At 62.9% G+C, this 24020-nt stretch carries 22 protein-coding genes; 13 read left to right on the top strand and 9 right to left on the bottom strand.

Annotation, left to right across the window (positions count from 1 at the left end; genetic code table 11):
- Positions 1 to 78 precede the first annotated feature (78 nt).
- Positions 79 to 867: a hypothetical protein gene (locus JJ896_06460; GenBank protein MBO6779277.1), complete on the top strand. Its 789-nt coding sequence runs from the start codon at positions 79 to 81 to the stop codon at positions 865 to 867.
- On the opposite strand, the gene JJ896_06455 is transcribed toward JJ896_06460, so the two are convergent.
- The 3 genes from JJ896_06455 to JJ896_06445 form a co-directional block, all read right to left on the bottom strand.
- A complete protein-coding gene (locus JJ896_06455; protein MBO6779276.1) occupies positions 868 to 3705 on the bottom strand; it encodes a TonB-dependent receptor in 2838 nt (945 codons plus the stop codon).
- Between the two features lie 105 nt (positions 3706 to 3810).
- Positions 3811 to 6579 (bottom strand): TonB-dependent receptor, encoded by a 2769-nt coding sequence (locus tag JJ896_06450; protein MBO6779275.1) that lies wholly within the window; start codon positions 6577 to 6579, stop codon positions 3811 to 3813.
- 64 nt (positions 6580 to 6643) lie between these two features.
- Positions 6644 to 7393, bottom strand: coding sequence for a GLPGLI family protein (locus JJ896_06445; GenBank protein ID MBO6779274.1), 750 nt, complete (start codon positions 7391 to 7393; stop codon positions 6644 to 6646).
- Positions 7394 to 7501: 108 nt separating this feature from the next.
- On the opposite strand from JJ896_06445, the gene JJ896_06440 reads away from it, so the two are divergent.
- The 8 genes from JJ896_06440 (at position 7502) to JJ896_06405 (ending at position 15074) form a co-directional block, all read left to right on the top strand.
- Positions 7502 to 7783 (top strand): hypothetical protein, encoded by a 282-nt coding sequence (locus tag JJ896_06440; GenBank protein MBO6779273.1) that lies wholly within the window; start codon positions 7502 to 7504, stop codon positions 7781 to 7783.
- On the top strand, positions 7780 to 8424 hold the full coding sequence (locus tag JJ896_06435) for an ATP-binding cassette domain-containing protein (GenBank protein MBO6779272.1): 645 nt from the start codon (positions 7780 to 7782) through the stop codon (positions 8422 to 8424). Before JJ896_06440 ends, JJ896_06435 begins: the two co-directional genes overlap by 4 nt.
- 71 nt (positions 8425 to 8495) lie before the next feature.
- On the top strand, positions 8496 to 8930 hold the full coding sequence (locus tag JJ896_06430) for a hypothetical protein (protein ID MBO6779271.1): 435 nt from the start codon (positions 8496 to 8498) through the stop codon (positions 8928 to 8930).
- 60 nt (positions 8931 to 8990) lie between these two features.
- Entirely contained in the window at positions 8991 to 10439 is a 1449-nt protein-coding gene (locus JJ896_06425; GenBank protein ID MBO6779270.1) for a hypothetical protein, read from the top strand.
- Position 10440: 1 nt separating this feature from the next.
- The gene (locus JJ896_06420) at positions 10441 to 11148 is read left to right on the top strand and encodes a class I SAM-dependent methyltransferase (protein ID MBO6779269.1); all 708 of its coding nucleotides are present in this window, start codon (positions 10441 to 10443) and stop codon (positions 11146 to 11148) included.
- A 51-nt stretch (positions 11149 to 11199) separates the two neighbouring features.
- A complete protein-coding gene (locus JJ896_06415; protein MBO6779268.1) occupies positions 11200 to 11655 on the top strand; it encodes a RidA family protein in 456 nt (151 codons plus the stop codon).
- A 48-nt stretch (positions 11656 to 11703) separates the two neighbouring features.
- Positions 11704 to 12936: a sterol desaturase family protein gene (locus JJ896_06410; protein ID MBO6779267.1), complete on the top strand. Its 1233-nt coding sequence runs from the start codon at positions 11704 to 11706 to the stop codon at positions 12934 to 12936.
- Entirely contained in the window at positions 12933 to 15074 is a 2142-nt protein-coding gene (locus JJ896_06405; GenBank protein ID MBO6779266.1) for a hypothetical protein, read from the top strand. The genes JJ896_06410 and JJ896_06405 overlap by 4 nt, the downstream gene beginning before the upstream one ends.
- Here the strand turns inward: JJ896_06405 and JJ896_06400 are convergent.
- Positions 15058 to 15480, bottom strand: a complete 423-nt coding sequence (locus JJ896_06400) for a two pore domain potassium channel family protein (protein ID MBO6779265.1) — start codon at positions 15478 to 15480, stop codon at positions 15058 to 15060. The two genes, JJ896_06405 and JJ896_06400, sit on opposite strands and share 17 nt — an antisense overlap.
- 70 nt (positions 15481 to 15550) lie before the next feature.
- Here JJ896_06400 and JJ896_06395 point away from each other — a divergent pair, with 70 nt between their 5' ends.
- From JJ896_06395 to JJ896_06380, 4 genes are read left to right on the top strand one after another with little or no spacing between them, the layout of a single operon-like run.
- Positions 15551 to 15940: a hypothetical protein gene (locus JJ896_06395; GenBank protein ID MBO6779264.1), complete on the top strand. Its 390-nt coding sequence runs from the start codon at positions 15551 to 15553 to the stop codon at positions 15938 to 15940.
- 23 nt (positions 15941 to 15963) lie between these two features.
- Positions 15964 to 17610: an energy-dependent translational throttle protein EttA gene (gene ettA / locus JJ896_06390; protein ID MBO6779263.1), complete on the top strand. Its 1647-nt coding sequence runs from the start codon at positions 15964 to 15966 to the stop codon at positions 17608 to 17610.
- Between the two features lie 2 nt (positions 17611 to 17612).
- Positions 17613 to 18650 carry a GNAT family N-acetyltransferase gene (locus tag JJ896_06385; protein ID MBO6779262.1) on the top strand — a complete coding sequence of 346 codons (1038 nt, stop codon included), beginning with the start codon at positions 17613 to 17615 and terminating at the stop codon, positions 18648 to 18650.
- Positions 18651 to 18676: 26 nt separating this feature from the next.
- Complete coding sequence (locus JJ896_06380; GenBank protein ID MBO6779261.1) at positions 18677 to 18886, top strand: zinc ribbon domain-containing protein; 210 nt, start codon at positions 18677 to 18679, stop codon at positions 18884 to 18886.
- Here the strand turns inward: JJ896_06380 and JJ896_06375 are convergent.
- Genes JJ896_06375 through JJ896_06355 form a run of 5 tightly spaced genes read right to left on the bottom strand, consistent with a single transcriptional unit; the run spans position 18876 to position 23996 of the window.
- Entirely contained in the window at positions 18876 to 19301 is a 426-nt protein-coding gene (locus JJ896_06375) for a DUF126 domain-containing protein (GenBank protein MBO6779260.1), read from the bottom strand. The two genes, JJ896_06380 and JJ896_06375, sit on opposite strands and share 11 nt — an antisense overlap.
- Positions 19289 to 20545: an aconitase X catalytic domain-containing protein gene (locus JJ896_06370; GenBank protein MBO6779259.1), complete on the bottom strand. Its 1257-nt coding sequence runs from the start codon at positions 20543 to 20545 to the stop codon at positions 19289 to 19291. The genes JJ896_06375 and JJ896_06370 overlap by 13 nt, the downstream gene beginning before the upstream one ends.
- 51 nt (positions 20546 to 20596) lie before the next feature.
- Positions 20597 to 21790 carry a hypothetical protein gene (locus JJ896_06365; protein MBO6779258.1) on the bottom strand — a complete coding sequence of 398 codons (1194 nt, stop codon included), beginning with the start codon at positions 21788 to 21790 and terminating at the stop codon, positions 20597 to 20599.
- A 5-nt stretch (positions 21791 to 21795) separates the two neighbouring features.
- The gene (locus tag JJ896_06360; protein MBO6779257.1) at positions 21796 to 23601 is read right to left on the bottom strand and encodes a M56 family metallopeptidase; all 1806 of its coding nucleotides are present in this window, start codon (positions 23599 to 23601) and stop codon (positions 21796 to 21798) included.
- A complete protein-coding gene (locus JJ896_06355) occupies positions 23598 to 23996 on the bottom strand; it encodes a BlaI/MecI/CopY family transcriptional regulator (protein MBO6779256.1) in 399 nt (132 codons plus the stop codon). Before JJ896_06355 ends, JJ896_06360 begins: the two co-directional genes overlap by 4 nt.
- Positions 23997 to 24020 lie beyond the last annotated feature (24 nt).

Raw genomic sequence — 24020 nt, 5'->3', positions numbered from 1 at the left:
ATCCTCTACGTGTTTCTACCGGGGTGGCGGGTTTCCGGGGGTTTTTACGTTTGATATAGTGAAGCCCCCTCCTTCACCATGATATCATCCCCTAGCAAGGCGCCAGTCGTCGCCTGCATTTGCGTGGCCGTAGCCTATGCGCTGACGGTTACAATTGCATTGATTCAAACTTGGGCGTATGCGCCGGCGACATCGGCCGGCGGTCAGGTCGTACTCCCTGCAATCATCGCGTCCATAGTGGGCGTCACCGTATTTCGCCTCACCCCCGGAAAGGATGTGTGGCGCGGTGCCCTGGGCATGGGGGTCGGCTTTCCGCTTTTCACCTTCCTGGCCGGTTCCCTGGCTACCATGCCTGCAGACGTCGACATCCCCTGGACTTCCGGGGGCACCCTGATGCTGGTCCCTGCCGCTTTCGCGGGGGCTGCCATGGGCGCACTGATTGTCAGAAACTCGATTCAGCCGCCCTCTCGCTGGGAGGCACAGCTGTTCGGAATCGCGGCGGGAGTCTTCGGCGGCGTCGGTGTGGTAGGCTCCCTCCTTGAAGGTGGATCGTTCACCCAGGGGGTATCCATGGGCGGACAGCTCGTGGTTCCGGGGATCCTGGGAGGCCTGTCCTTTATGCTGGCCCGCAAGTACGTGCGCGGGCCGGCGGTACTCAACCGCATCCTTTCGCCAGCGGTCGGCGCGGCAGTGTTCGCGGTCCTCTCGGCGATACTCGTGGAACTCGACGCCTTTGAGCTTTCCATGCTGTCCGGACCGCCGCTTCCGGCCGCGGTCATCGGCTTTGTGGCTGGAGGCTCCGCAGGACTGCTCCACTACCTGTTTGTCGACCGCTCCCTCAAGAACATCAAGAAAGAGGAAGAGTGATCAGAACCGGTAGTTTCTGAGCGTATAGGTGAAGTTCAGCATCACGTAGCGACCCAGCACATTGCTGGACATATCGTCCACGTAGAAGCTGTTGACGGAGCGGCCCACGCTGGTCTGCTGGTTCAGAATGTCGACCACGGCAAACCGAAGCTCGCCCCCGTTGCCCTGCAGGAATTTGTAGCCCAGGCCTGCATTCAGCAGCAGGGAGGCGTTGTCGATGCTGTCCTCAAGCCCGTCAAACGCCCGGTACGCAAAGCTCGACTCCAGCACCCAGTTGGCACTCGGCATGAGGTTCATGCGCACCCCTGAGGTATGCTGGACATAGTCCGAATCCAGCTCGGGTGAGACACTGTTGCGGATGGTATTGAATGTGGACTCGTGCGTGAGCGTGAAGTCCACGCGCTCGGAGATGTTGGAGCCGAGCGTAGCCCCGGCGGTCATGACCTGGACATCCGCATCGTTGGACTGCCCGTTGACCAAACCCGGCGTGTTGGACACGCTGAGCCCGCCGTTCAGGTTGAGGTTGCTACTCAGCGGACCGATCGGGGTACCCAGCGTGAAAAAGCTTCGGGCGTTCCAGTAGCCGTCCAGGTTTACCGGCCGCGTGTACTGGGAGCCGGGAGCCAGTACTAGGCCGTTGTCCAGCCGTGTCTGCGTGGCAGCAACGATGGTTTCGGAGCCGACGAAATTCTGCGCAGCCTGGAAGCTGACAAACCCAATGAAGACCCGGCCCTTCCGCGGGCTCGTTTTGTTGAACCGCGCCACCAGGTTGTGGCTGTAGCTCTGCTCCAGGTCGGGGTTGCCGCTTGAGAGCTGCAGCGGATTGCTGTTGTCCACCACGTCCTGGAGCTGAGTGATGGACGGCGTATTGGTCGAGGTGCGGTAGAACAGTCGCAGATTGTTGGTGCGCCGATCGCCGATCATGAACATCACCTGCGGCAGCAGCGAAGTGAAGGACTTGTCCACCTCAGCCACCCGCGGCAATGCCTGATCGCCCGTGAGGGATTCAGTCTGCGCCGAAAGCCCCGCCGAGAAAAACCCGCGGTCCATGCGCAATCGGTAGGATACGCCCGCCCGCTGGGTCAGCACCTCATTGTCGATCCTGCTCGACAGGGCCGGCGCGGGCACGGTATACCCTCCGGTCGCGATATCAAACATGCTGGCCAAACGATCCGCATCGTTCATGGAGAACGATGGGCGGTAGCTGACCTGAATCTGTCCCCGCTCCCCAGCCGGCTCCGTATACACCAGGCTGGTCGCGACGGTGTAGCCGCTCTGCAGGTTGTCGGTGAGTTGTGAAAACGACGCGTCCTGGGCGGTACCGTCGTAAAAGACATTCTCCGAGGCCTGCCGGGTCTCCCCGGATCGATCGTCGACGCGCCCCGTCAGGTTCAGGGAAAGGGTGCGTCCCCGCTTGGTGAAGCGGTGCCGTAGCAACAGGTTCGCCGAGCCGTTCCAGCCGCTGTTCTCGGTCAGAAAATCGTTCACCGTTTCGCTCAGCAGACCACCGCCGGCGTCCGTATTCAGTCCCGACACGAACGACTGCGAGTCATTCATCTGGGCCGAAAGACGGGGTGTGAAGATGATGGAGTTGCGCTCGTTGATCGTGTACTCCATGCGCATCGACAACCGGTGGTTCATGTTGTCCGAGGCGGCATCGTTCGACTCGTCGTAGAACTGACTGCCGCCGCCGTCCAGGAAGTACTCACGGTCCAGGAAGTTGGCCGTCGTGTTCTCAGACTGATTGAAGAAGTAGGAACCGGTCATCTTGAAGGCATCGCCAAACTCGTCGGAGTAGTTGATGCCGATGGAGTTGGTGCGGTTGACCCCGCCCTGATCGCCGATCATGAAGTCGCGTGCGTTGCCGCCGCCCCCGCGGAATCCACCGCGATCCCCGCCGCCTCCACCTCGGCCGCCGCGCGCGCCGCCGCCGCGGGGCCCGCCAGAGAAGCCTCCCCGACCGCCGGCCTGGCCTACAACGCCGAGCAGATCTTCCGTCGAGAAGTTCTGCTGGTTGACGTTGTTGGACATGCCGATGATGGAGATGCGTCGGGTGTCGTCAAACATGTTGACATTGCCACCGCCCTGATACCGGTCTTCGGATCCGTAGCCACCGTAGACCTTGCCGAATTGCCCGTTTCGACGGTCCGCCCGCGTGATGATGTTGATCGTCATTTCCCCGTTTCCATCGTCGAACCCGGTGAACTGCGCCTGATCGCTCATGCGCTCGAACACCTGAATCTTGTCGATGACTTCCGAGGGCAGATTGCGCAGGGCGGCGGTCGGATCGTCTCCGAAGAACTCCCTGCCGTCCACCAGCACACGCCTCACCTGTTCGCCGCCGGCCTCCACCTGTCCATTTCGCACGACCACGCCCGGCATTTTGGCCAGCAGATCCTCTGCGTTGGCATCCGGGTTCACCTGATAGGCTCCGGCGGCATATTCGGTCGTGTCACCCCGGACCACCACGCGATCCTGCACGGCTTCGACGACCACATCGTCCATGTCGACGGCACGGACCTCGAGACGAACGGTATCCAACTCGCGACCCTCTTCAGGGATCGAGAGCACCCGCAGCGCGGGCTCAAAGCCTACGAACGTGATGCGAATCCGGTATACCCCGGGCTCCCGCAGCATGACGCGGAAGCGCCCGTCTGCTCCGGCAGCCTCACCGACCACACGGGTGGAGTCTGACAGAGGCGATATGGCCACGTTTACCCCGGCAAGCGGCTGCCCGTCATCGGCCGAAACCACGCGGCCGGTAACCGGAATCGATTGGGCGAATACATCCTGCGACACGAGCAGGGCAACCGAGAAGAGCAGCAGGCGACGAAGCAAGGTCGGACTCCGGTGGTGAATGGGGCCGTCTACCTCGAATCCGTCACCCGGGTTGTCACGGAAGCGTGGCGAATACCGCGCAATTCCGCTCCCGAACGGTCACAGTCAGTCTGCGTGAATCTCGATGCCCCCACGACCTGCTCCGCGATTGCCCACATCCGACAGGTGGTAGACAAAGCGCAGCATGAGGTAGCGACCCAGCGTTTCGATACGCTCCTCCTGGATGTAGGTTGAGCCGTTGGAGAAGTTGACACCCTGATTCTGGTTCAGCAGGTCGAGTCCGACCAGCTGGACCTCGGCGCGCTGCCTCAGCAGGGTCTTGGACACGGACGCTTCCCAGAGCGCGACATTTTCCCCGGCTCCAAACACGTCCTGATCATAGAGCCGGTAGTTGAGCTTGGTGCCGACCTCCCAGGTGTCCGACGGATACCACGTCACCTCGCCGAAGAAGGTGCGGTTCACATAGCTCTGATTCAGGCGCTCGTTCAACGAGTAGTTCACCTCATTGATGGTGAAACGCGAACCACCGCCGAGGTCGAACAGGTCCTTGCTGCGGTTCTCCAGGCGGGCTTCAATAGTGTTGCGCAGAATGCGGCTGTCATTCTCTTCGCCATTGATGAACTCAAGTCCGCGCGACCACATCGCCCGATTGGACAGGTTGATCTTGGCGCGGATGGGCCGGATGGGCATTCCGTAGTTGACCTGCCCGCGGAAGGCCCAGTCGTCACCGGTGGAATTGACGCTGGTTACCGTCTGACGGAACTGCTCATCCACCGTGCGTGAACGCACGATCTTGTTGTCGGTATAGGTCAGGTTCAGAAATGCGAACAGGTTGATGAAGCTGAACTGGTCGAAGTACATGAAATGCAGCCCGGCTGAATGCCGGTACTCCGGCCGCAGCGCAGGATTGCCCACGTAGATGTTCAGAGGATCGCTGTTGTCCACGAACGGCTGCAGTTCGTTCATGGAGGGCTCCCGCGTCGACGTGTTGTAGCGCAGGTCCATGTTCATGCCCTGTCGGAACGTGTAGTGCACGTTGGCGCTGGGCAGGAAGTGCGTATACCCGCTGGAGATGGTCTCGTCCCTGTCCAGCACAGTGCCGTCCAGCTGCGACTCCTGAACCTGGAGACCCAGGCCAAAGCGCCAGGTATCACGATTCTGGTTGAAACGCAGGCCGCCCTGATAGTAGGTGTAGGTGCGGTCGAAGCCGGACGAGAGCGCATCATTCAACTCACGCACCCCCGTCACCGTGTCCCAAATGGACTTGGATTGGTCCTCGTTAACCTGCCGGCGCTCGACCGACGCCTCGAGCACCCGCTTGCCCTTCAGCGGCTGACTCAGGCTGAGCTTCTGAGACTGCCTGAGCGTATTGCCCAGGTTCTCCTGCTCCTGAAGAATCTCCTCGTAGGAGACCACATCGCCCGCCTCGAAGAGACCGGTTGTGTTGGCCAGACCTGCCTCGGCATCATTGTCGTTCAGGTTGGCTGTGGCCTCACCTACCAGCGCCGTGCCTTTCGAGCCGAGACGCTTGCGCCACGTGAGGCGCGCATCGCCCCCGAGCACATTGCCGTCGGACCGGTAGCTGGTTTGCGCCGTGTTCTGGGTCAGGCCTGTCGAGGTAAAGGTCTCCCGGAAGCCCCCGCTGACCAGCCCCGAATTGGAAGCCGTGAAGTTGCCCCGCAGGCGCAGGTCGTGGCCTTCGGCCAGGGTATGCTTCACATAGAGGTTGCCACGGTGCGCCAGGTTGTCGCTTGTCTGCGAACTGGCTTCCTGAATGCGCGATGAGGTCGCGGCGCCCAACAGCTGTTGCTGAAGAATCGAACGATCCTGCAGATTCTCCAGGCTGCTCAGGAAGTAGCTGCTTCTGATTGAGGTGCGACTCCCGAAGTCCCGGCTGGCGTTGACACCCACGGACAGGGTCTCCGAGAACCCATCGCTCAAATCATTGCCCAGGGGTACGCCGGAGCTCATCATCATGCCGCCGCCGTCCATCATGGCGCCCATTCCGCCCATGAACTGCATGTACTCGTTGAAGCCGAAACCCTGCCGATTGATGTTGTTGACGTTCGCCAGTAGCGCCAGCTGCACCGTCGGCGTGAAGCGGTTGATGTTCGCCTGACCGTCATACCGCTCTGTATCCCCGAACCCTGCAGTGATATTGCCGAACGCACCGCGTTTGGCGTCTTCGGTCAACTCAAGATTGATGGTCTTCTCCTCGTTGCCGTCATCCACGCCCGTGAACTCGGCCATGTCGGACTGCTTGTCGTAGACCTGCACCTTGTCCACGGCCTCGGCAGGCAGGTTGCGCGTCGCGATCCGGGGATCATTTCCGAAGAACTCCTTGCCATCGACAAGCACGTTTTCCACGTCCTCGCCCTGCGCCTTGATGGTTCCGTCATCCTCCACCTCGATGCCGGGCAACCGCTTCAACAGGTCCTCCACCGTGGCGTTGGGCCTGACACCGAACGCCGCAGCCACATACTCCAGTGTGTCCGTTTTCACCAGCATGGGAATCCGGTCCGTGGACACGACAAGCTCCGCCAGCTCGCCCACCGATTCGGTAAGGGCGATGGGCTCCAGCTCCATGTCCGCATCCGCGATCTCCAGATCCTGCTCCACCGACTGAAAGCCGACGAACGTGATTTGCAGGACGTACGAGCCCGGGTCCAGGCGCCGCAGTGCGAACCGCCCGTCACGGGCCGAAACCGCGAATTTGGAGATGACCGAGTCGGGTTTGGTAAGGGCCACCACGGTTGCACCCTGCAGACCGACGCCCGCCGAGTCTACGACCACGCCGCGCACGTCAAACCGACTTTGTGCGTGCGAAACCAGGGGAAAGGCGACCAGGACAAACAGTAGCAGAATCCGGCGCATGGCAGGTTCGGGATAGGTGATTCCTTGGGGTGGACGCGTCTGTCCGATGGGCGGCTGCCCGGAATCAGTGCCTGATCATTACCCGCATGCCGCCGCTTCCGCTACGCTGCGCGTTCATCTCCTTCATTTTCTCCTCCACGATCGCGTCGAACTCCTCACGGGTCACCTCACGGCCGCCTTTGGGAGGAGTAATCATCCCGGCCACCGACATTTCGAGGTCCACGGAAGTAGCGGTGTAGGTGCGGCGACCCTCATCGACCGAGGCCACGAGTATCAGGCCCGGCAGTCCGCCCATACCATCCGGACCGGCCGAAACCGGAATGTCTGGCGTGAACCATGCCTCCACGACCGTGGTGTCCCGCTGGCCGACTGCCTTCATCATGGCATACCCCATGTACTCGCTCTGCTCCCCGGTCAGTCGCCAGGAGTATTCGGGAGTCTGGTCCATCACGCGAAACTTGCGACCCATGAACTCGCGCTTGTCGATCATGGACCCGTCCTCCAGGCTGATGTAGGTCTCCTGCTCGGGACGGCGGTTGTCAAGGCGGAACTGGAAGTTGTCGCCTCCGATCTCAATCGGTCCGTCGTCGTCGGACTCGGCCTTCGGGGCATCTTTCATGAGCGTCGCAGCCTCCGTGAAGTAGAGCATGCGACCCGAGGTCTGGGAGTCCGGGATCTGGGCGGCCATTTCCTCCATGCCCGGAGGAAGCTGGATGTCCAGTTTGATAGTAGCGTCGTAGCGAACTGCGCCCTGCTGGGCAAACGCGGCCATCGGCAGCAACAGGGCTGCCAGGAGGGAGACGATCGACTTCATGGCTGATGTCGTTGTGGGGTGGAAGACGCCCTCAAAACGACCGGGCGCCCGGCTTATTGTCCCGCGACAACACCTGCCCGGATTTGGGGTTTCGCCCTATCCTCCGGCATGGCGTGGCGCTACCTCTTCATCCGACATGTTCTGGCCGCCACCGGAATGGGCCTGTTCATGATCGGGATGACGGCCCTCGGCGGCTACTTTGAGCCGGAGACCATTCCGACGTCACTGGTGCTCGCGGGCCTGTTTGCGTGGCCCTACACGTGGTGGGACGTGCGGCGCAGACGCCTCTGGCCCTTTTTCGACAATCTGGGGGTTGTGCGCTGGCAGCCGCTGGGCGCGGGCACCACGCTCTTCGTGGCCCTCGGTGTCCTGGCGGGGCAGGTGCTGTGAGTCTGGTTCTCGACGGCCTGTTCTATTCGGTGCGCGAGCTCACGATTCTCAAGGGAGTGTACCTCGAAGTACGACCCGGCCGCGTGTGCGGGCTCATCGGCAGGAACGGATGCGGAAAATCGACGGCCCTCAAGGTGGCGGCAGGCCAGATTCGGGCAAACTCCGGCATCACCAGAATTGGCGATCTGCGATTGCACCGACTGCAACGCAGCAAGCGGTTCCGCCACGTCGCGTATCTGCCCCAGGATCCCATGTTGCCACCGCATCTGCCGGCCGGGAAGTTGGCCCGAACTGCAGGTGTGGAGCACCCGCTGCTGGATCGGGTCCACAAGCAGCGAGTGATCGAGCTTTCCGGTGGCGAGCGCCGGCTGCTGACGCTTCTGATCGTGCTGTCGCTCGGCCGGCCGTACGTGCTGCTTGATGAGCCGTTCTCCGGTGTAGAGCCTCTCATCATTGACCAGATGATTGAGGCCATCCGCGCCGCGGCCGTCAGGGGGGCTGGTATTCTGGTTACGGACCACTACCACCAGTATGTGACAGCCACCTGTGACGACGCCTGGCTCATGGTTTCCGGGCAATGTCGCCCGTTGGAGCCGCCGTTTCCTGACGCGCTGCGGGCCGCGGGGTATCTGCGGGGGTAGTTACACCCTAATGACGTAACCGCCCGCCTCGTCGCCCTTGTGGGCGGCTGACCCACGCCGATACACGGGGCATGGCTGCTCCCGTATTTCTGGATTCCGATGTCATGCACCCGGTCCCCCGACCGCTGGAGCAACTCCATCGCTGGCTGACCTGGCCGCTGGCGTCCTCCGTCCTGTACGCCGCGGGATTTGCCGGCCCTGCGGCCTTCATGGCTTCGCTGGCGTTTGTGGCCGCAGCAATCTTTGCTCCGCTCATGATGTGGAAGTTGGTTCAACTGCGGAAGTGGGGCTGGATTGCGGGTTTTGCGGTCTGTGTCGGCGGTGCCTTCCTCTTGCCCGTCCCGGACAACCTGATCGGCGCCTACCTGCTGTCCACGCTGCCGATGATCGCCTTCTACGGCTACACCTTCCTGCTCAAACTCGTCGTGTCCGGGTGGATGACCGATGCCCGGGGCGATGCGCTCCTTGCCTTCTATGACCGCAAATACGCGCACAAGGGGACTTGATGCGTGAGCCTGGGTCGCGGAGATTGAACTCAGAGCCACCGGCTCCCATCTCCCGACGCCATGAAATACCTCCCCCTGGCTGCGCTGCTGCTTCTGGCGGTGCCCGCTTCCGCCCAGCCCGTCACGGTGCCCGGTCTAGGCACCATCGACTTTCCCAATTCCGGATCTGATGCAGCCCAGGAGCCCTTCATTCGGGGTGTGCTCTTGCTTCACAGCTTCGAATTCGGGCCCGCGGCCAGGGCCTTCCGACAGGCTCAGGAGGCCGATCCGGGTTTTGCGATGGCCTACTGGGGAGAAGCAATGGCCAACAACTACCCTTTGTGGCGAACCAAGCGGGAGGATGATGCGCGCGCGGTGCTCGCTCGCCTCGCGCCCTCTCCCGAGGCCCGTCGCGACAAGGCGGGCACCGAGCGGGAGGCACGCTATCTGGATGCTGTGGAGGCGCTCTTCGGAGATGGCGACAAGCGCGCTCAGGACCTGGCCTATCTGGACGCCATGACGACACTGCACGCGGCCTTCCCGGAAGACGACGAGGCGCGCGCCTTTCTGTCCCTGGCGATCCTCGGCTCGACAAACGGGGAGCGGGATTTCGCGACCTACATGCGCGCCGCCGCCACTGCGCAGCCGGTGTTCGATCGCAATCCGGATCACCCTGGCGCCGCCCACTACCTGATCCACTCATTCGACGACCCTGTGCACGCCCCGCTCGGGCTTCCCGCGGCGGACGCGTACGCAGAGATCGCCCCGGAAGCGGCACACGCGCAGCACATGACCAGTCACATCTTCGTGGCCATGGGCAAGTGGGAACGTGTGGTCACTGCCAACATCCGGGCGATGGACGTGCAGGACGCCATGCGGGCGGACTCGGGGCAGCCGCCGAACGCGTGCGGCCACTATTCGAGTTGGCGCCACTACGGCCATCTGATGCTGGGCCAGCTCCCGGACGCGGAGTCCCTGATGGACGCCTGCCATGAGCAGATCCTCTCCGGAGACAGCGGTGACTGGTTCTACTTCGTCACCATGCGGGCACGGCATGTGGTGGATACCGAAGACTGGACACTGACCAGCCGGTGGCAGGCGGAGCCGCCCCGGGAGCAAACCCTGAGTAATCCCAGCAGCGTGTACGGCGGACCGTATTTCACCTACATGGTCACCGACGCCCTTGCGGAACTCATGCAACAGGACCACAGCATAGCTGAATTGCTGCACGGCTCGGACTGGGGCGACTATCCCGGCCGCCGGCTGCAGTTGAAGCAGCTACGTGGGTTGTGGCTGATCAAGGAAGGCCAGACGGACGATGGGCTCGCGCTCCTCGAGGAGGCCGCCCTGGAGGATGCCGCTCTCCCGTTTGCCTTCGGCCCACCGGCCATCGTGAAGCCGGGATACGAACTTCTCGCACGCCAACTGGAGCGCGCCGGGCGGGATGCCGGCGAAGCCTGGCGGCAGGCGGGGCTGCACACCCCTGGCCGCCCCCTGGCCCAGCCCATGAGCACACTCGGTTCGAACTGAGGTGAGCGGCCACGACGGGGAAGCGATCCAGCGATTCTTTGACGGCTGGGACCTGTACAAGCGCGTCATCGAGCATGACTACATGTTTCATGGCGCTATCCACCAGGCTCTTGGTGTTGCTCTCAGGGAGTCGCGCGCAAAACGAATCCTGGATGTCGGCTGTGGCGATGCGTCGGTGATGGCCGGCACGCTCAGAGGGCTCCCTCTGGTTGGGTACACGGGGGTTGACCTCTCCCCGGTGGCCCTGGACGCCGCCGCAGACAACCTGATTGCCGTAGGAGTCAAAGCCCGATTGATTGAGGCCGACTATCTGGCGTTTCTGAGAGAATCCCGCGCCGCGGAATTTGATGCGATCGTGGCCGGCTACTCCCTGCACCACCTGATCGGAGAGGACATCACCCACTTCTTCCGTGCGTGTCGGCTCAGACTCACGTCGGGTGGTCTGCTGCTGATCTACGACGTCTTCCGCGGAGAAGATGAGTCCCCGGAAACCAACGTGGAACGAAATCACAGGTGGCGTCAGGAGACCTGGACGGAGCTGACTCCCCGGGATCTGGAAATGATCTGGAGTCACGTCTCCAGCGCCGACCATCCGAAGTCGCGCGCCGAAATGACCTACCACGCGGTCGAGGCCGGATTCCATCAGCCGCCCGAGCTCCTGTACGAGGCACCCACCGAAATACACAGGCTCTACGCCTTTTCAGTGTAGTTTGCGGGGACCACGCAGCGAGAACCTCCCAATCCGATTCCCTCCGGATCCATGAAGCGCTTACTTCCTCTGCTCCTGCTCGTGACAGCCTGCGGAACGCCTCCCGATGAGGTGCCGGCCGGGGCCGATGTCGAGTACCTCAACACGCCGGAATACCTGGAAATGGGCGTGCCGTTCTCGGAAGCCGTGCGCGTGGACAACATGCTGTACCTGGCCGGCCAGGTAGGCAACTTGCCCGGCCAGTTCGTGCTCGTGGAGGGTGGCATCCAACCCGAAACGCGACAGACCATGGAGAACATCAAGGCCGCCCTCGAGCGCTACGGTTCATCCATGGATGAGGTCGTGAAGTGCACCGTGTTCCTGGAAGACATGGCCGAGTGGGGAGCCATGAACGAGATCTATCGCACCTACTTCCCGGAAAATCCGCCGGCGCGCAGCGCTGTGGGCTCCAATGGCCTCGCCATCAACGCCCGCGTGGAAATCGAGTGCATGGCGGCAATGCGCTGACGAAACATCCCGGCGCGCTCGGGGTGGATTCGGGCTGACCTGCCCCCCATGGAGACCTACGCCACCGCCCTGCTGGTTGCGATCCCGTTGTTCTCGGGATTGATTGTCGTCGAAGCCCTGTACGGTGCCCGACGCGGTGTGCAGACCCTGAACAGCATGGACACCATCTCCAGTCTCAGCTCGGGGGTGACCAATGTGGTCAAGGACTCGCTGGGGGTCGTGCTGGTCATCCTCTCCTATCCCTTCGTTCTGGGGAGCATGGCACTGTTCGAACTGGAGGCCGTCTGGTGGGTCTACCTGATCGGGTTCGTCGCCCTCGATTTTGCCGGCTACTGGTCCCATCGCCTGAATCATTCGGTCAATTTCTTCTGGAACAACCATGTGATTCACCACTCCAGCGAGGAGTTCAATCTGGCGTGCGCGCTGCGCCAGAGCATCTCCAACCTGCTGGGGTATTACGCCATATTCCTGATTCCGGCAGCGCTTCTGGGAGTACCGGCCCAGGTGATCAACGTGCTCGCGCCGATCCACCTGTTTCTCCAGTTCTGGTATCACACGCGTCACGTGCCCAAACTGGGCTGGCTGGAGTACGTGATCATCACACCCAGCCAGCACCGGGTGCACCACGCCATCAACCCGGAATACCTGGACAAGAACCTGGGACAGATCTTTCCCTGGTGGGACCGCATGTTCGGCACCTTTCAGGAGGAGCTTGACGACGTGCCCCCGGTCTATGGCATCACGCGTCCTGCAGCCACATGGAATCCGATCCGCATCAACTTCCAGCACATCTGGCTGCTGAGCAAAGACGCCTGGCGCACCGAATCCTGGCGCGACAAAGCCCGCATCTGGTTCATGCCAACCGGCTGGCGGCCACCAGACGTAGAGGCCCGGTTTCCGATCCACAAGATCGAGGACCCCTACAACTTCCAGAAATACGCCGTGCCGGCAGGGCCGGCATTGCTTCGGTGGTCCTGGTTTCAGTTTCTGAGCACCATTGCGCTGCTGATGCTCCTGCTCTGGAACTTCGGAGCGCTTGAGACCGGCGACCTCTTTGTGTACGGCGGGTTTGTATTCCTGGGCATCTTCGGCTTCACCTCCATGATGGACGGTCTGGCATGGGCACCCTGGCTGGAATCCGCGCGCGGACTGCTGGGCCTGGGCTTCCTCCTCTGGTCGGGCAGCTGGTTTGGCATCGGCGGCCCCGTCACGGCGCTCGGCGTCGCCGCCTATTTTGTGATCACCGTCATTGGATCTCCCCTGATCTCCAAGAGCACATGAGACGCTTTCTACTGGTACTGGCGATGGGGTCGCTGCTCGCACCCACGGTGCAGGCGCAGCACTCCGTGGCCCGTGCATGGAACGAAGTGCTTCTGCAGCACATCCGGAAGGACTTTGCCCGACCCACCGTGCATGCCCGAAACCTGTTCCATACGTCGGTCGCGATGTACGATGCCTGGGCAATTCTCGACCCTGTCGCCGGCACCTACATGGCCGGCCGGTCCGAATGTCCCGTGAGCGCCTTTGCCGTCCCCGCGTCCGCGGCCGCGCAGCAGGAATTTCGCCGGCAGGCTATCTCTTTCGGTGTCTATCGTGTCCTTCAGCACCGCTTTGCGGAGTCTCCCGGAATCGAAGAAAGCGGGCCGCTCGCCGACAGCCTGATCCAGGCTCTCGGGTTCGATGCGGCGTTCAGTGGAACGGACTACTCCAGCGGCGACGGCCGCGCATTCGGCAACTACATGGCGTCGTGCCTGATCGCCCATGGTCTGGCGGATGGCTCCAACGAGGCCGAGGGGTACGAACCACGCTTTTATCAGGCCGTCAACCCGCCGCTGCGTCCGGACCGCCCGGGAAGCCCCCAGCTGGTGGATCCGAACCGTTGGCAGCCACTGCGACTCGAGGTGTTCATTGATCAGGGCAACAATACCATCGACGACAACACCCCCGCCTTCCTGGGACCGGAGTGGGGTTCGGTGACACCCTTCTCCCTGAGCGCGCACGATCTGCAGCAATTTGAGCGGGACGGCGGCCAGTACTGGGTATACCACGATCCGGGCGCCCCGCCTTACCTGGAAGAAGACCTGATCGGACCGGACTACAATGGGTACCAGCGGGGCTTCTCCATGGTAGCGACGTGGTCGTCGCACCTGGATCCGGCCGATGGTGTCATGTGGGACATCTCCCCCGCGTCGATCGGCAACGTACTCTACTTTCCCCGTACCGTCGAGGAGTACGAGGCGTTCTACGACTACCTGGACGGAGGCGACGCCAGTTTCGGACACGGAGTCAATCCTCACACTGGCGAGCCCTACCCCCCGAATGTGGTGCCGCGGGCAGACTACGCACGCGTGTTGGCGGAATTCTGGGCAGACGGCCCCGACTCCGAGACGCCACCCGGCCACTGGTACAGCATTCTCAACTATGTGAATGACCATCCGCTGTTCGAGCGGCGATTCGCCGGTACCGGCGAGGTGGTGGACCCGCTGGAATGGGACGTCAAGGCCTACTTCACGCTCGGCGGGGCCATGCATGACGCGGCGGTTACGGCCTGGGGCATCAAGGGCTGGTATGACTACATCCGGCCGATTTCCGCGATCCGCACGATGGCTCAGCGCGGCCAAAGCTCGGACCCATCCCTGGACAACTACCACCCGCAGGGCATCCCGCTGGTGCCCGGCTACATCGAAGTGGTCGAGGCCGGAGATCCACTGGCCGGCGTGCTCGGTCAGCATATCGGCAAGGTCAAGCTGTACGCCTGGCGGGGCCCTGACTTCATCCGCGATCCGGAGACGGATGTGGCGGGCGTGGACTGGATTCTCGCTGAGAACTGGTGGTCCTATCAGCGCCCCACATTTGTGACGCCTCCATTCGCGGGCTACGTATCCGGACACTCCACCTTTTCTCGGGCTGCGGCAGAGGTCATGACGTTGCTGACCGGGGACGAATTCTTCCCTGGCGGTGTCGGCGAGTTCGTCGCACGCAAGAACGAGTTTCTGGTGTTCGAAGACGGCCCGAGTGTAGACGTTGTGCTGCAGTGGGCCACCTATCGGGACGCCTCGGACCAGACCAGCCTGTCCCGGATCTGGGGTGGCATTCACCCGCCGGCGGACGACATTCCAGGCCGCATCATCGGCGAGCGCATCGGCATCCAGGCATTCGCCCACGCGGAGCAGTATTTCTCGGGCACGCTGGCGGCGGCCGTCGAGGAGTCGCCGGAACTCCCCGGCTTCGAGGTGTACCCGAACCCGGTGCAGATCGGGATGCCGATCCAGGTATCCGGCACCGGCGACGTGGAGTTATTTGACACACTCGGGCGTCGCGTCGGGTTCGGAGCCAGCATCACTACCCGGCACCTGGCCCCCGGTCTCTACGTGGTGCGCCGCGGATCGCAAAGTCGGCCCGTCATTGTGATCCGCTAGTCGGCGTCCACATGTGGCGGAACACCACGGAGGCCGAGCAACTGATCAGGAGGAATCCGTTGATGGCGCCGACCCCGGCCAGCATACGGAGGGCACCTGTCGGGTGCATATCTCCCAGACCAAGCGTGTTGTAGGTAACCAGGGAGAAGTAGAAGTAGTCGGAAGGCCCCATGCCGGCCTCCTGAACAAAGCTTCCCAACCCCATCGCCGAGCCCGCGTAGAAGCCCGCCGCGTACAGTCCGGCCTCCACCACATGGACCAGGACGATGGCAGACACGCCCAGCATCACCGTGAGGGGCCGATGATCGTCCTTCCACCATGCGGGCACGCGCCTCATGACCAGATTGGTGTGGAGGTAGGTGGTGGCACACACGAGCACCATGGAGAGCAGGAACGCGGCGGTCATTGACCTTGTTGTCGGGTGAGACGGCAATATGCACCGCAAACGGCCCGAAAATCCCGGGACCCCATCGCCCGTGAACATCCCCGCCATTGACTTCACCCTTCCCGATATCCACGGGGGCTTTACGGAAATCGAGGGAGCCGTTTACCTGGACGAGGAGTTTCTCGTGCTTGATCTGGAGGAAGCACAGTTCGGGGGCCTTCGAAAGAAGGACCGGATCATAAAGATCGAACCGGCCGCATTGTCCTCCATCACCATGCGACGGGGTCTGGTGCGTGACCGCATCTGCATACGCCCGAAGAAGGACGCACTGCTGCAGGCCGTACCCGGCACGCATCGCGGCGAAGTCCAGCTTCGGGTGTGGCGTCCCCGCCGACTGGATACAAAGAAACTCATACAGGAGGTGCGGCGGCGCATGCAGCTCGCCGACATCGCCGAAGACACGGAAGAGGAAGCGCCCTGAGCGACCAGAAGATCATCTTCTCCATGCAGAACGTGGGGAAGATCTACCGGACTACCAACAAGCAGGTACTGAAGAACATCAACCTGTCGTTCTTCTACGGAGCCAAGATCGGCGTGCTCGGTCTCAACGGTTCCGGCAAGAGTACGCTGCTGAAGATCATCGCCGGCCTGGATCAGGACTACCTGGGCCATGTCGAGGCCAACAAGGGTATCACGTTTGGATACCTCTCGCAGGAGCCGGAGCTCGACCCGGAGAAGACGGTCATGGAGTGCATCCAGGAGGGTGCGGCGGAGACCGTCGCGCTGCTCAAGCGCTTCAACGAGGTCAGCGAGGCGTTTGCCGATCCCGACGCTGACTTTGATGCCCTGATGGCCGAGCAGGCCAAGCTGCAGGACCGGATCGAAGCCGAGGGTGCCTGGGACCTCGAGTCCAAGCTCGAAATGGCGGCCGATGCGCTTCGTTGCCCTCCGGGTGACACGCCGGTTACCAACCTCTCCGGGGGAGAGCGTCGCCGCGTGGCCATGGTTCGTCTTCTGCTGCAGGAGCCGGATGTGCTGCTGCTCGACGAGCCGACCAACCACCTGGACGCCGAATCGGTGGCGTGGCTGGAGCAGCATCTGGCGCGGTATGAGGGCACGGTCATCGCCGTGACGCACGATCGCTATTTCCTGGACAACGTGGCCGGCTGGATTCTGGAGCTGGACCGGGGCCAGGGCATTCCGTTTCAGGGCAACTACTCGTCCTGGCTGGACCAGAAGGCCAAAAGACTGGCTGTCGAGGAAAAACAGGCTACCAAGAAGCGGGCGGCCATCGAGCGCGAACTGGAGTGGGTGCGCACGTCGCCCAAGGGTCGACGCGCCAAGAACAAGGCACGCATCACCGCTTACGAGAAGATGGTGGAGGAGCAGAAAGAGAAGCGGGACGACTCCATCCAGATCCCGATCGCTCCCGGGCCACGACTTGGCTCGACCGTAATCCAGGCCGATAGGGTCTCCAAGGCGTTCGACGACAAGCTGTTGTTTGAGAACCTGAACTTCTCGTTGCCCCCGGGTGGCATCGTCGGCATCATCGGTCCCAACGGCGCAGGCAAGACCACGCTGTTCAAGATGATAGCCGGAGACGAAAACCCGGACACCGGCAGCATCAGTCTTGGCGACACCGTGAAGCTGGGCTACGTGAACCAGAATCGCGATCTCGATCCCACCAAGACGGTGTTCGAGGAGATCTCCGATGGGCTCGACTTCGTGGAGGTCGGCGACAAGGCCGTCAACTCCCGGTCGTACGTGGGCCGATTCAACTTCGGCGGACCGGACCAGCAGAAACTGACCGGCGAACTGTCCGGCGGAGAGCGCAACCGTGTGCACCTGGCGAAAGTCCTTCGCATGGGTGCCAACGTGCTCCTGCTTGACGAGCCCACCAACGACCTGGACGTCAACACCGTTCGGGCGCTGGAACAGGCGTTGATGAACTTCGCGGGCTGTGCCGTCGTGATCAGCCACGACCGGTGGTTCCTGGATCGCCTGGCCACGCATATCCTGGCGTTTGAGGGAGACAGTCAGGTCTACTGGTTCGAGGGTAACTACTCTGCCTACGAGGAAAACAAGAAGGAGCGCCTCGGAGTCGACGCCGATCAACCTCACCGCATCAAGTACCGCCAACTGACCCGCTAGCCATGAACCCTGTGGACTTCCCGGACCGCATCGCCGTGATCGGGAGTCCCGGGGCCGGCAAGAGTTGGCTTTCCTCGCGTCTGGGTGTGGCGCTCGGCCTGCCGGTCCGCCATATGGACAAGGCATTCTGGCAGCCCGGGTGGGTAAAGACCCCGCACACCGAGTACGTCGATACGATTGCCCGCTGGGCAGCGGAAGATCGCTGGGTGATTGACGGCAACTATTCCAGCACCCTGCATGTCCGGCTCCCGCGCGCGCAGTTGGTCATCTGGCTGGACCTTCCTGTCTGGCGGTGCACCTGGGGCATCATGCGAAGGTGGTGGCTGGAGGACAACCGGGACAACGTGCCAGACGGCTGCTCGGATGAGTTCGATCTGGAGTTCCTCTGGTATACGCTGACCTTCCGCCTGACGCGGGTCCCGGCCACCGAACGCCGAATCAGAGAGTGGGGAGGACGCTGCCTGCGACTTCGGACCCGGGAGCAGGTGATGGAACTGCTGGACCGTGCGCGAAGGCAACACACCGCCTTGTGGCGTCTACCCGACGGTCGGGAAGTCCGCTTGCGCCCCCTGCGGGCAACCGATCGAGAGCTGTACGCGAGAGCGATCGCCCTGGCGTCTCCCGAGACGCTTCGCGCACGGTTCCACGCGACCAGCTTTCGGCCAACCGCGTCCCAGCTGGACTACCTCACGCGGGTGGATCAGGTGAACCACATCGCCGTGGGCGCCACCCTCGTGGATCAGATGGGTGAGGAGCAGGGAATCGGAGTCGCGCGCTGTGTACGGCCCGAAGGCTCGCGCACCGCTGAATTGGCCGTTGCGGTGCTGGATGGATACCAACGCCAGGGTCTGGGGACGCGGCTGGTGAGAGAAATCATGGACGTCGCCCGGGAGAAGGGCGTGCACGAACTCGTGGCGTTTGTGGACGGCGAGCGCCGAAGCCTCGTGCAGCGGCTGTGCCGGATCGGCTTTCATGTGGAGGAGGCCGAGGAAGGCGTGGTGAAACTCACGCACCGCATCCCTGGGCCGGCCGACTCGTAGACGGGGCAGAACTCAACCCTCCTGAGATGAATCACCCGAACTGGAAGTGCCCCAAATGCAGGCACAGCGAGTTTTCTACAGATCGCTTTCGCGCCTCGGGCGGCGGATTGGCATCCATCTTTGACATCGAGAACAAGAAGTTCTCGACGGTATCCTGTCAACGATGCGGCTACACGGAAATGTATCGCACGGCCAACTCCCGGCTGGAGAACATCCTCGACCTCATTACGACCTGACGGGCTCCAGGTGTAGCGAGGCTCCCAGCAGTCGGGCCCGCACTCCCGACGGGATGTCGCCAAACTGCTCCGGCGAAACCGCCAGAATTGGGAACGATGCCTTGTACATCTCATGCGCCACCACGGAAGCGAGTGCCAGGAACAGATCCGCGCGATCGGTGACAAGGGCAGCCGGAGCAACGCCGGCGCGCACCGACTCCAGCAAGATGGCCGTCGATGTGCTGGAGCCACGCGTGTAAGGCAATACCAGAATTCGGCCCGCCCCGCACTCGCCCGACAGCGGATGTCTTCGGTCGATGATCTCGCCGGAAGCCTGGTCGTAGCCACCCCAGAAACTGAGCGGCTCACTGCTGGCCAGCGTGATTCCCGCAGCCTCGCCCGGCACCACCAGTTTCCCCTCGACTATGCGCGCCACAGCCCCTCTTCACGTTCGATACGGCCCGCAACTGCGGATTCTACGCAGTCGGACAGCCGACCGTAGCTGACGGTTACGCCGAGCAATCCGGGAGAGTAGTACGCGTACTTGGCCGAGTTCGTCATGAGGTGCTTGATGCGCTCGGGCAACATGGGGGAGGTCAACGGGCAGGTGTCCACCGTTATTCGAGCTCCGAATTCCCGGATGGGAGCCAGTAGTCCGGCCGCCTCCGCGATCATGCGCACCGAACGGCTGCAGGTAATCAGAAACTCCACCTGATCCGCCTTGCGTCGCCCCTGAACCAGTCCGGCCAGCGCCCGGAACTCGTCGTAGGAAAAGTGTGGACTGCCCAGCACCACCAGGTCAAGAGCGCTTCCGGAAGAGGTGCTCAGCTCGTGGTAGGCCTTCCTCAGATCATCTAGACTGACCCGCCTGGCAGCTGGGGGAGGGGCCTGAAAAGCATCGCGTGTGGAAGGCGCCTCTGGCGTGATCCCGACCAGGTGGAAGAGGGCGATGGCGCCGGAACTGGCGGCACCGGCGCAGACCGCCTTGAGGTCGTCATCGCTGGGGGTTACGGTTAACCCGTCCACGACCGGAATGCCGTCCGGAGCCCATCGCCCGAGAAGATGACCCAGGACCGGCCAGAACGCCGGGTCTTCCTGTAGCGCTACCGGAACCGCATCGAGGCGGAGCAAGGTGGTACCCCGTCGTCCTTCATCCAGGTGCAGCCCCGCAGCAGGCACGCGGCCCGTGATGGCCGCACAGATGTCGAGCAAATCCGGGTAGCGTTCCGTCCTGGCCCCGATCACGGAATTGTAAAAGCCGATTACGTTGGATTCTCCGGCTGCAATCTGCTGGCCAAACGTCGGCCGATGCTCGGTCTGGTACGGCGCGCAGGTCCACGTCTGGATGCAGCCCATGGACGCGTAGGCCTTCATCTGGCGCAGAGCGTTCTGGGCGACGTTTTCCGGGACCTCCCAGTCCTGCCACCCGTGCTCGTCGACGCCGGTCACGTTCAGTGTGGAGGGCACACGCACGCGCGCGCCCATCTCCGCAAGCCGCTCGGCGTACTCCATGGTGGCCACCCCCATGTAGACTGTGGAGTCTATGTGGGCGGCTTCGATATCCATGAAGGAGTCGACCCCGAATACCGGCAGCATGCGCTGCAGGATGGACATGGCCATGCGCGCGGCAGGACCCTCGTCCCCGTTCAGAAGCCCCAGATCAAATTCGGTTAGCGCCACGGGGCAGGTTACGCACCGGACTGCCCGGGGACTAGCCTTGACCGGATGCGTTTATGGCTGAGCGCCACGCACCAGCGCGGTCAGCACCCGTGTGCGATCTCCCGAGGACGGAATGGACTCGGCCGCCTCGAGAAACGCCTCTTCCATGCGCTCTCCCTCGACGAACGGCACGGCGCGCATGAGTACACGGGCCTTGTCGCCGGAACTCGAGATACTGGTTGTGGCCTGAAAAAGTGCCAGCCAGGAAGGCTGATCCAGCTCAACGTTCTCAATCACGGCAAGGAGCACTCGAGCCCGGTCTCCGGAACTCGGGATGCCACGCGCGGCCTCGAAATAGGCCGCTCGGCTTGCCTCTTCGGCAGCCATATGGGGTGCCGCGGCTATCAGGACCCGGCTTCGGTCCCCCGAGGACGATACGGAAGTCGCTGCCTGGAGCAGAAGCACCATGTCAGCCGGAGCCATCTCCTTGCCAATGGCCCGCAAGAGCACGCGGGACTTGTCACCCGAAGACGGGATGCTTTTCGCGGCGGTCAGTATGTGGGTCGCGTCCAGTTCGGCCTCGAGGCCCGCCATCAGCGTGCGCGCGCGATCCCCGGAGGAAGGCACCGAACCGGCAGTCTTGCTCCACGCCGCTTCCGCCCGGACATGACCCGCAAAATGATCCACGGTGTTGATCAGAAAGCGCGCCCGGTCTCCGCTGGACGGGATTTCGTCCTCCGCGAGGACCGCTGCCCGGACCAGTTCCGACTCCTCCAGGTCACCCAGATTTACAAGGTGCTGAAGGTAGCGTCGTGAGCTGCTGCTGGACTGAATGATCTCGATCTCGTCAAAAACCAGATCGGCACCACCGTCGGCTAGCAATTGCCGCACACGACGCTCTGCGTCAATGCCCGTCTCCCGCACGACCCAGAGGATCAGGTCGCCGATTTCTTCGGTAGCCTGCGCAGCCGGAATCCGATCGCCGTTGCGACGGAAGTCGTACACGATGGTGGATCCCTCCCGCTCTACGTCCAGGCGCCAGTCGCGACGTCGCTCTTCCTTTCGGATGCGCAGGTAGGCATCCCGCGACATGCGCGTGACCGAACGATAGTCGGAAGCAAACTCGACCTCACCATCCATGCGCACCGAGAAGTCCACATGGTCGTGGGTCATTCTCCAGTTCATCTTGCGGTCCGACTGGGCGGAAGCCGGAGCGGCGACCAGCAGGGCCAGCAGGCAGACAGTGGCAATTCGAACGACTCGCATGGGACCTATCGGATGAGGGCGCGCAGGACACGCTCCCGGGAACTGGTGGATGGAACGGACTCGGCCGCGTCAATCAGCGCCTCTTCGATGGCCTCGTTGCGAGGAGCCCGATTGATGATGGCTATCAGCAGGTTGGCCCGGTCACCGGAGGACGAAATGGTGCGCGCCGCGCTGATGAGGTCGAGGTACTGCGCGGAGGCCGGGTCCACATTGCGATTGTAGGCGTGCAGCACGCGGGCACGATCCCCGGTGGAAGGAATGGAGGCCGCTGCGTCGATGAGTGCTTTGTGGACTTCGGCATTGGCCGGAATCTTGCTGGTCGCGTCCAGCAGCAGACGAGCCCGATCCCCGCTGGACGGGATGCCCTTGGCCACACGCAACAGCCGGAGCCATCCCTTGACGGTCAGGTCTTGCGAAAACCCACCTTCTTCCAACTGATCGGGCATAGCCGGAGCCGTGGCCATCGAAGGCGGGGCCAGGTCAATCACGACAAGCGGCGCCGACGAAGCGAGCGGCTCGATGACCTGAAGCGGGACGCCTGGAGCATCGGCCGGCAGGGCCGGATCCTCGGCAACATCAGGGGCTACCGGGGGCTCCGGGTGCTCCACGGGCTCCGGAGCCGCGGGGACCTCCGCCGGTTCAGGCGGCTCGGCCGGGGCATCCGGAATGGGCGCCAGGGGTGGCAGCGGAGCAAGCGGCGGCAGCGGTGCCAGGGGGCTGTCTGCCACAAGCGCCACCGGCGTGACCTCGGGATCGGAGTCACTATTCCACACGATGCTCAGGGCCGGCGCCTTGAGCACAGAGAGCGCAACCACAAGGGCGATGATCGCGACGGCCACGCCGGTTCGACCCTTCATGGCATTCGCAGAAACGGTCGCCCCGTCCTCCAGCAGGCGCCGCACCCGCTTGACGATGTCGCTTTCGCGGGCTGCAAGTCCCGGAGCGGTCATGAGGTCGCCGCCCAGGAGACGCAACTCCACCATGCGACTCAGCGAGCGCACGTAGTCGCCCGTCCGCCCCGTGCGGGTAACCACCCACTCGTCGCAGGCGGCCTCCCGTTCGCTCTGCATCCAGCGGCCCAGTGCCCTCACCGCCGGGTTGAACCACAGCACCGCTTCGGTCACCCGCTGAAAGAGCAGTGCCCAGTCGTCGCGCCGGTGAATGTGGGCAGCCTCATGCAGGGCCACCTGTAGCAGCGTCTCCCGGTCCGCCTTGCTGAGCAACCCCGGGGGCAGAAGCACCATGGGGTTCCGGTAGCCCGTGGCAACCGGCGAGGCCACGGCCGCCGTGGAAAATTGAACAGGACGCGTGCCACCCGGCATGCGGGCCTGCAGCCAATCCGTCAGGTCTTCCGGCAACGCGCTCGCACCGCGCTTTAGGCGACGGACCGATCGCACGGCCTGCACAATGCGGGCCAGGGCGAGCAAGGCACCGAGAAGCCAGACCACACCGAGAGCCAGAAGCACCGGCCCCGCGATCTGAGGAAGAGTCAGTCCCTCGGGGACCTGAACTGCCGGAAGCACTTCCGGAAGAACATCGGTCGAGGGCAGGATCTCCGCTACCTGCGTTTCCGGAACGGACCACGTCTCTACCCCGTCAACCGCGCGCCAGGGCGAAGCCAGCGCCAGATGCAGCAGCAACACACCGGCCAGGGCGGCCGTCCAGATGGTATGTCGCGTCGTGGCATTCGAGCGACCGCGCGTATCGAGCACGCGCACCGCAAGAGCGGCGAGTCCGACAATGAGTACAGAAGCCCACAGTCCGTGGCCGAGAACCTCCGCCAGTCCGGAGGCCAGTTGGTGCAACGTCATGAGGATACCTCCTCATCCAGGCCGGAGGCTCGCAGGAGATCCCGAATCTGTTCGGCGTTCTCCAGGTCGATTTCCTCGGACTCGATGACATTCATGAGCAGGAGTTCGGGGGAGTTGTTGAAGAAGCGATCCAGCACGTAGCGCAATGCGCTTTGGCGAGCCTGTCCGGCGCCTACCTGCGCGGAGTACACGAACGCACGTCCCTCCTTGTGGTGGGTCAGATAGCCCTTCTCTTCGAGGATGCGCATGGTGGTCTGAACCGTGGAATAGGCCACCTTGTCGTCTCCTTTCAGTGCATCGGTGACTTCGGCGACGGTAGACGGACCTCTGCGCCACAGAACGCGCATGAGGCGAAGTTCAGCGTCGGTCAGGGTCGGTGATTTCGAGCGTGCCATCAGCAACTCTTAATTCTTTAGCGC

It is taken from the genome of Rhodothermales bacterium (genome assembly GCA_017643395.1).
Classification (GTDB): Bacteria; Bacteroidota; Rhodothermia; order Rhodothermales; family UBA10348; genus JABDJZ01.
This window is presented reverse-complemented; position numbering and strand designations above follow the sequence as displayed.

Excerpts from the sequence above, each read along its gene's own strand:
- JJ896_06460 (MBO6779277.1), top strand. The coding sequence starts at position 79 with ATGATATCATCCCCTAGCAAGGCGCCAGTCGTCGCCTGCATTTGCGTG.
- JJ896_06450 (MBO6779275.1), bottom strand. The coding sequence starts at position 6,579 with ATGCGCCGGATTCTGCTACTGTTTGTCCTGGTCGCCTTTCCCCTGGTT.
- JJ896_06445 (MBO6779274.1), bottom strand. The coding sequence starts at position 7,393 with ATGAAGTCGATCGTCTCCCTCCTGGCAGCCCTGTTGCTGCCGATGGCC.
- JJ896_06440 (MBO6779273.1), top strand. The coding sequence starts at position 7,502 with ATGGCGTGGCGCTACCTCTTCATCCGACATGTTCTGGCCGCCACCGGA.
- JJ896_06430 (MBO6779271.1), top strand. The coding sequence starts at position 8,496 with ATGGCTGCTCCCGTATTTCTGGATTCCGATGTCATGCACCCGGTCCCC.
- JJ896_06425 (MBO6779270.1), top strand. The coding sequence starts at position 8,991 with ATGAAATACCTCCCCCTGGCTGCGCTGCTGCTTCTGGCGGTGCCCGCT.
- JJ896_06415 (MBO6779268.1), top strand. The coding sequence starts at position 11,200 with ATGAAGCGCTTACTTCCTCTGCTCCTGCTCGTGACAGCCTGCGGAACG.
- JJ896_06410 (MBO6779267.1), top strand. The coding sequence starts at position 11,704 with ATGGAGACCTACGCCACCGCCCTGCTGGTTGCGATCCCGTTGTTCTCG.
- JJ896_06405 (MBO6779266.1), top strand. The coding sequence starts at position 12,933 with ATGAGACGCTTTCTACTGGTACTGGCGATGGGGTCGCTGCTCGCACCC.
- JJ896_06400 (MBO6779265.1), bottom strand. The coding sequence starts at position 15,480 with ATGACCGCCGCGTTCCTGCTCTCCATGGTGCTCGTGTGTGCCACCACC.
- ettA (MBO6779263.1), top strand. The coding sequence starts at position 15,964 with ATGCAGAACGTGGGGAAGATCTACCGGACTACCAACAAGCAGGTACTG.
- JJ896_06385 (MBO6779262.1), top strand. The coding sequence starts at position 17,613 with ATGAACCCTGTGGACTTCCCGGACCGCATCGCCGTGATCGGGAGTCCC.
- JJ896_06380 (MBO6779261.1), top strand. The coding sequence starts at position 18,677 with ATGAATCACCCGAACTGGAAGTGCCCCAAATGCAGGCACAGCGAGTTT.
- JJ896_06365 (MBO6779258.1), bottom strand. The coding sequence starts at position 21,790 with ATGCGAGTCGTTCGAATTGCCACTGTCTGCCTGCTGGCCCTGCTGGTC.
- JJ896_06360 (MBO6779257.1), bottom strand. The coding sequence starts at position 23,601 with ATGACGTTGCACCAACTGGCCTCCGGACTGGCGGAGGTTCTCGGCCAC.
- JJ896_06355 (MBO6779256.1), bottom strand. The coding sequence starts at position 23,996 with ATGGCACGCTCGAAATCACCGACCCTGACCGACGCTGAACTTCGCCTC.